The organism is Micromonospora sp. HK10 (genome assembly GCF_000982955.1).
Lineage (GTDB): Bacteria > Actinomycetota > Actinomycetes > Mycobacteriales > Micromonosporaceae > Micromonospora.
This window is the reverse complement of the sequence record NZ_KQ058691.1, coordinates 1-6,700: the sequence shown is the minus strand read 5'-3', so window position 1 is coordinate 6,700 and position 6,700 is coordinate 1. Positions and strand designations below refer to the sequence as shown.

Annotated in this window: 6 protein-coding genes and 2 pseudogenes; 4 read left to right on the top strand and 4 right to left on the bottom strand. The window is 74.7% G+C overall.

Annotation, left to right across the window (positions count from 1 at the left end):
• The 4 genes and pseudogenes from LQ51_RS33705 to LQ51_RS04330 form a co-directional block, all read right to left on the bottom strand.
• A pseudogene (locus tag LQ51_RS33705) lies at positions 1-327 on the bottom strand (RNA polymerase subunit sigma-24); the annotation flags it as partial.
• A gap of 452 nt (positions 328-779) precedes the next feature.
• Positions 780-1,397 carry an alpha/beta hydrolase family protein gene (locus LQ51_RS04340; protein ID WP_046563343.1) on the bottom strand — a complete coding sequence of 206 codons (618 nt, stop codon included), beginning with the start codon at positions 1,395-1,397 and terminating at the stop codon, positions 780-782.
• Positions 1,398-1,631: 234 nt separating this feature from the next.
• A complete protein-coding gene (locus LQ51_RS04335) occupies positions 1,632-2,024 on the bottom strand; it encodes a WhiB family transcriptional regulator (RefSeq protein ID WP_046563345.1) in 393 nt (130 codons plus the stop codon).
• Between the two features lie 212 nt (positions 2,025-2,236).
• On the bottom strand, positions 2,237-2,947 hold the full coding sequence (locus tag LQ51_RS04330) for an SOS response-associated peptidase (protein ID WP_046563342.1): 711 nt from the start codon (positions 2,945-2,947) through the stop codon (positions 2,237-2,239).
• A 102-nt stretch (positions 2,948-3,049) separates the two neighbouring features.
• Here LQ51_RS04330 and aroA point away from each other — a divergent pair, with 102 nt between their 5' ends.
• The 4 genes and pseudogenes from aroA to LQ51_RS04310 form a co-directional block, all read left to right on the top strand.
• Positions 3,050-4,351 carry a 3-phosphoshikimate 1-carboxyvinyltransferase gene (gene aroA / locus LQ51_RS04325; RefSeq protein ID WP_046563341.1) on the top strand — a complete coding sequence of 434 codons (1,302 nt, stop codon included), beginning with the start codon at positions 3,050-3,052 and terminating at the stop codon, positions 4,349-4,351.
• Positions 4,321-5,451, top strand: a complete 1,131-nt coding sequence (gene rsgA / locus LQ51_RS04320; protein WP_046563340.1) for a ribosome small subunit-dependent GTPase A — start codon at positions 4,321-4,323, stop codon at positions 5,449-5,451. Before aroA ends, rsgA begins: the two co-directional genes overlap by 31 nt.
• A 70-nt stretch (positions 5,452-5,521) precedes the next feature.
• A complete protein-coding gene (hisN, locus tag LQ51_RS04315) occupies positions 5,522-6,340 on the top strand; it encodes a histidinol-phosphatase (protein ID WP_046563339.1) in 819 nt (272 codons plus the stop codon).
• A gap of 27 nt (positions 6,341-6,367) precedes the next feature.
• Positions 6,368-6,700: pseudogene (locus LQ51_RS04310) on the top strand (hypothetical protein); the annotation flags it as partial.

Here is a 6,700-nt window from a genome sequence, read left to right as displayed (position 1 = left end):
CGTCTCCTGGACCAGGTCCTCGGCATCCGCCGGGTTACGCGTCATGCGTAGCCCGGCAGCGTAGAGCTGATCGACGAAGGGCATCGCGTCCCGTTCGAAACGGGCCCTGCGCTCGTCCGTCTTCTCGGTGGTCAACCGCACATCCCCTCGCGTCGGATGCTGTCCCGCCGAGAATACGCGTACCCGCCTGACGGCAGATTCACTTCCGGACTGTGTGCTGGTGCTCACGGCCGACGCCGCCGCGGGCCACTCCGGCGCGTCGAGCAACTCCCTGAGCTGCCGCGCGTCCTGTTCGTCCCGCTCCCGGCTCCGTGTCTCGGTCGGCACCGGTCACCCCCCTCGCCTGGAAATGCCATCCGGAGGTAGTAACGCGGGTCGTGGGCCGGCGCATTCCGCCACCGCCCCCGCCGTTCCTGGTCCCGGCCCCGGCCGCGACCGGCGCTGGGACCAGGAAGGGCCTGGGAGGTGGCCCCGGAAGCCCGAACCGGGCGACCGGCACCATCCGATGCAACGACCACCGCCACCCACGGTCACGCCAACCACGCGCGCCGTGCCCGTCCCGTAACCCGCAGCGCCGCCCGGCCCGGCCCGAGCCGGTTTCCCGCTCCGGCCCCGGTCCGGCCGCGCCTCGGTGGAACGCCATGGAGGTCACCGGCCCGTTTTGACCGCCATAGCGTTCCAGTCGCCTGGCTTCCGGCTGTCTCGGGCGGCGAACACCGGCGCCCGGAGCACCCGGAAACCGCCGAGCCGGATGGCCGGTGTCGTTACCGCCGGGCACGTCAGGCCGGTGTCCAGCCCTGTGCGCGCAGCCATTCGCGCACCACCGCGGCGGTCCCTGGCGGGTCGCCACGCAGGTCGTGCCGCTCGCCAGGGCGGCGGACCACCTCGATGCCCGGCCCTGGCGCCGGAACCCCGAACGGGTCGCGGTCGCCGTTGACGACCAGCGTGGGCAGACCGGTGGCCAGTTCGTCGGCGCGGGACCGCTCCGGACGCCCCGGCGGGTGCAGGGGGAACGCGAGCGCGACCACGCCGGCGGCGCCGACCTCCCGAGCGGTACGGCAGGCCACCCGGGCGCCACTGGACCGGCCACCCACGATCCACCGGGACACCGTGGGGTGGCGCGCCCGGAGCACGGCCAGTACGGCTCGCCAGGCTTCGTCGAGGTGGCCGGCCGGGGCCGGTGCCCGGCGGCCGGCGACCCGGTAGGGCTGGGTCACCCGGATCACGCCCAGCCCGGCCTCGGTCAGCGCGTCGCGCACGGCGACCAGGTCCGGGGCGGTCACGTCGCCGCCGGCGCCGTGACCGAGCACGAGCATGGTGGAATACGCCGCGCCGGGCAGGTCGGTGTCGGCACGGGCCGGGCCGCGCGGTGTCTCGATCTCGTCGCCGTGGGGCACCGGCCCATTCTGCGTCCCCGCCGACCCGCGAACCCCGCGGTGCCGGGAATGCGGGACCGCCCCGCTCCCCGGCCGGTGAACCCGACCCTGCCGACCGCACCCCGACAGCCGTGAACCCGGCCCTGCCGACCGCACCCCGACAGCCGTGAACCCGACCCTGCCGACCGCAACCGGCAGCACCGGAAATGCCGCCGCCCACGGTCCCTGAGCCGGGAGCGCGGGCGGCGGCATCGGTCAGCTCAGCGGCACCAGGGTGAGCAGGCGGTCGCGGACCGGCGGGCCGGCCTCGTCGAGAGCGTGCGGATCCGGCTGCACCTCCTGACGCCAGGCGACGAGCATGGCCCGGCGCTCGCGGGGCGTGGTGCCACCCCAGACGCCGTGGCAGTCACCCACCTCCAGCGCCCAGGCCAGGCAGGATCCCTGGACTTCACAACTGCGGCAGAGCGCCACGGCCGCGTCGGCCGGCTCGTTGGGCGCCGGAAAGAACGTTTCCGGATCCACGCTCTGGCAGGTCCCTCTGGTCCGCCACGCCTCGTCCTGTCGCCGTTCGCGCAACGCCCGCAACAGTCGCGGGTCGCGCCGCGCGGCGGCAACTTCGTGCGGGCGGGGCATACGTGCCCGTGTCAATACACCCACCTCCCCCGTGGGACCGGCCTTGATCATGAAGGATCGATGGGAATCATCCGCCCCCTGCGGACAGACGCCCAACGCCGGCGCTGTGTTCTATCGCACTCGAGCACACGGAGACAAGACTCTATCCCCAAACATGGCTGAACGGCCGGGCGACTTTTCAGGGCCAACCCCGGCAAATCAGCACACGACAAATGTGCTGAGCGTGATCAGAACAGCGTCATGTCCGCGGCCGCCTCCTCGCGCGCCAGGGGAACCCGGGCAGTGAGCTCCGGGCCGTCGTTCCGGACGTCGCCGACCGCCGGTGCGACCGGGCGGATCTCCAGCCCGGCCAGCCACTCCGCCGGCGGCGGGGCGAGCAGCGCGGCGGGATCCTCGGCCGGCCCGAGCCAGTCCGCCCAGCGCTCGCGGGGCAGCAGCAGCGGCATCCGGTCGTGCACCTCGGCCAGCTCGCCCACGGCGGCGGTGGTGAGCACGCTGAAGGTGAGCAGCGCCGCGTCACCCGCCGCCCAGACCGACCAGATGCCCGCGAAGCTGAGCACCGAGCCGTCGCGGGGGGTCATGAAGTACGGCTGCCGCCGGCCACCCGGCTCGCGGACCCACTCGTACCAGCCGTCGGCCGGGACCAGGCAGCGGCGGCGGGCGAAGGACGAGGCGTACGCGCGGCTGGTGGCGACCGTCTCCACCCGCGCATTGATCATGCGGGCCGCCCCCGAGGCGGTGCGGGCCCAGTGCGGCAGCAGGCCCCACCGGCCCACCGACAGCAGCCGGTGCCCCTCCGGCGCGAGGCGTACCAGCGGCACCGGGTCGGTGGGGGCGACGTTCCAGTCCGGGCCGACCCCGCCGCCGGTCTCGTCGTACGACTCGAACAGCGCGCTCAGGTCGCCCGCGCTCCGGGTCGTCGCGTACCTCCCGCACATGGCGCACACGCTAACGCGCCACCGGCGTCCCGGCTGTCCCGCCAGCCGGGAGCTGCGACGACGGGCGGTTCCATCGGCTTCGGGAGTTGGCAGAATGTGAGCGTGGGGAATCTGACCGCTACGCGCCCGCCGCAGCCGTGGACGCCGCCGACCGCCACCGATCCGGTCGGCGTCACGCTGCGCCTGCCCGGCTCCAAGTCGATGACCGCGCGGGCCCTGGTGCTCAGCGCGCTGGGCAGTGGGCCGAGCACGCTCGCCCAGCCGCTGCGCGCCCGGGACACCGAGCTGATGGCCGGCGGCCTGCGCGAGATGGGCGCGCACGTGTCGGTTTCCGACGACGAACGCTGGCTGGTCCGGCCGCACCGGTTGGTCGGCCCGGCCCACGTCGACGTCGGCCTGGCCGGCACGGTGATGCGCTTCCTGCCCCCGGTGGCCGCCCTGGCGGAGGGTCGGGTCACCTTCGACGGCGACCCGTACACCCGGGTCCGCCCGCTCGGCCCGCTGATCGGCGCGCTGCGCTCCCTCGGGGTACGCATCGACACGCCGGAGACCGGCAGCCTGCCGCTGGCCGTCCTCGGCGCCGGCCGGGTCGCGGGCGGCGAGGTGGTCATCGACGCCTCCGCCTCCAGCCAGCTCGTCTCCGGCCTGCTGCTGGCCGCGCCGCGGTTCGACCGGGGCGTGGTGGTCCGGCACGAGGGGCCGCCGGTGCCCTCGGCACCGCACCTGCGGATGACCGTGCAGATGCTGCGGGCCGCCGGGGCCGCCGTGGACGACACCACCCCCGACGTCTGGGCCGTCGAGCCCGGCCCGCTGACCGGGCGCGGCTGGGAGATCGAGCCGGACCTCTCCGGCGCGGTGCCGTTCTTCGCCGCCGCGCTGGTCACCGGCGGCGAGGTGACCCTGCAGGGCTGGCCGCACAGCAGCATGCAGCCGGTCGAGCAGCTCCGCACCCTGCTGACCCGGATGGGTGGGGAGGTGACGCTGGGCACGGCCGGGCTGACCGTCCGGGGCACCGGGGTGGTGCACGGTCTCGACGCCGACCTCTCCGACGTCAGCGAGCTGACCCCGGCGCTGACCGCCCTGGCGATGCTCGCCGATTCGCCGTCCCGGCTGACCGGCGTCGGGCACATCCGGGGGCACGAGACCGACCGGATCGCCGCGCTGGCCACCGAGTTCACCGGGCTGGGCGCCGACATCACCGAGGTCCGCGACGGTCTGGAGATCCGGCCCCGCCCGCTGCGGGGCGGCACATTCCGGACGTACGCCGACCATCGGATGGCGCACGCGGCGGCGGTGGCCGGGCTGGCCGTGCCCGGGATCGAGGTCGACGACGTGGCGTGCACCTCGAAGACCATGCCGGAGTTCCCGGCACTATGGTCGGGGATGGTGACCGGCAAGAACTGACGCGACGGGGGGACGTCCTGGCGACCAGGCGGCGGGAGTACGACGAGGACGACGTGCGGGTCCGGCCCGGGAAGTCCTCGCGCCCGCGTACCCGGACCCGACCCCGGCACGAGGACGCGGTCGACGGCTTCGTGATCGCCGTGGACCGGGGCCGCTACACCTGCGTACGCCCCGGCGACGGTCCGGACGTGCCGGCGGTCACCGCGATGCGCGCCCGCGAGCTGGGCCGCAAGTCGGTGGTGGTGGGTGACCGGGTCGGGCTGGTCGGCGACACCTCGGGCGCGGCCGGGGCGCTGGCCCGGATCGTCCGGATCGCCGAGCGCACGTCGGTGCTGCGGCGCACCGCCGAGGACGACGCCACCACCGCCGAGGGGCGGTTGGAACGGGTGGTCGTGGCCAACGCCGACCAGCTGGTGATCGTCAGTGCGCTGGCCGACCCGCCGCCGCGTACCGGGTTCATCGACCGCTGCCTGGTGGCCGCGTACGACGCCGATATCGAGCCGCTGCTCTGCCTCACCAAGGCCGACCTGGCCGGTCCGGAGACGGTCCTCGGCTACTACACCGAGCTGGAGCTGCCGTACGTGCTGATCCAGCCGGACGCCGACCTGGCCGCGCTGCGCGCGCTGCTCGCCGGGCGGGTCTCGGTGCTGGTGGGCCACTCCGGGGTGGGCAAGTCGACGCTGGTCAACCGGCTGGTGCCGGCGGCGGACCGGGCGGTCGGCGTGGTCAGCGCGATCGGCCGGGGCCGGCACACCTCGACCAGCGCGGTGGCGTTGCGGCTGCCCGCCGTCGACGGCCGCACCGACGACCCGGGCTGGATCATCGACACCCCCGGGGTACGCAGCTTCGGGCTGGCCCACGTCTCCGCCGAGAGCCTGCTGCACGGCTTCCCCGACCTGGTGGAAGGGACGGTGGAGTGCCCGGCGAACTGCCCGCACACCACGGACGAGGCGGACTGCGCGCTGGACGCCTGGGTGGCGGCGGGCCGGGCGGACCCGCGCCGGCTGGCGTCGTACCGCCGGCTGCTGGCTTCCCGCAGCGGGGAGGGCGATCCGCGCGAGGCCGAGCGCAACCCGGGCGACCCCCTCGCCGGCTCCTGATCCACCGACCCCGGCGGACGTCGGCGACCCGGCGGCCGGGGGCGGGCGCCGGCCTCGCTACCGTTGCGCCATGACCGGGTACGCCGAGGACCTCGCCCTCGCCCACACGCTCGCGGACGCCGCCGACGCCATCTCCATGGCCCGGTTCCGTGCCCTGGACCTGCGGGTCGAGTCGAAGCCGGACCTCACTCCGGTGTCGGACGCGGACACCGCCGTCGAGCGGGCGGTCCGTACCCTGCTGGCCGAGCACCGGCCCGGCGACGGTCTGCTCGGCGAGGAGTACGGCGAGCAGCCGGCGGCCGGCTCCGACGGGCGGCGCTGGGTGATCGACCCGATCGACGGCACCAAGAACTTCGTCCGGGGTGTGCCGGTCTGGGGCACCCTGATCGCGCTGCTGGAGGGGGACCGTCCGGTCCTCGGCCTGGTCTCCGCCCCGGCGCTGGGCCGGCGCTGGTGGGGCGCGCGCGGCGCGGGGGCGTACGCGGGACCGGGGCTGGCCGCCGGCACGCCGATCCGGGTCTCCGGCGTCAAGGAACTGGCCAGCGCCAGCTTCTGCTACTCGTCGTTGACCGGCTGGGAGGAGTCGGGCCGGCTGGACGCGGTCCTCCAGCTCATGCGGGACGTCTGGCGCAGCCGCGCGTACGGCGACTTCTACGGTTACATGCTGCTCGCCGAGGGGGCGCTGGAGGTGATGGTGGAGCCGGAGCTGTCGCTCTGGGACATCGCCGCGCTGGTGCCCATCGTGACCGAGGCGGGCGGCACCTTCACCAGCCTGGACGGCCGTCCGGCCCCCGGCGGGGTCAACCCGGACGAGATCAGCGCGGTCGCCACCAACGGCCTGCTGCACGACGACATCTTGGCCCGGCTCGGCCGGCCGGCCGAGCGCTGACCCGGCGGCAGCCCTTATCCTCGCCAGGTGGTTTCCTCCGGTTGGTGCTTCCTGGCGGCGATGATCATCGCGTACGGCTTCGCCAACCTCCTCCAGTCGATCGCCGCCGCGCGGACCACCGTGCACCACACCTTCGATCCGGGGTTGCTGCTGCGGCTGGCCGGTCACCGCACCTACCTGGTCGGGCTGCTCTGCCAGATCACCGGCTTCGTGCTGGCCTTTCTGGCCCGCCGGGACCTGCCGCTGTTCCTGGTCCAGGCCAGCGTGGCGGCCGGGCTCGGGGTGACCGCGGTGATCGGGGTGGTGGTGCTGAAGTGGCGCCTGCCGGCCGCCGAGGTCGCCCTGCTGGTGCTGCTCTTC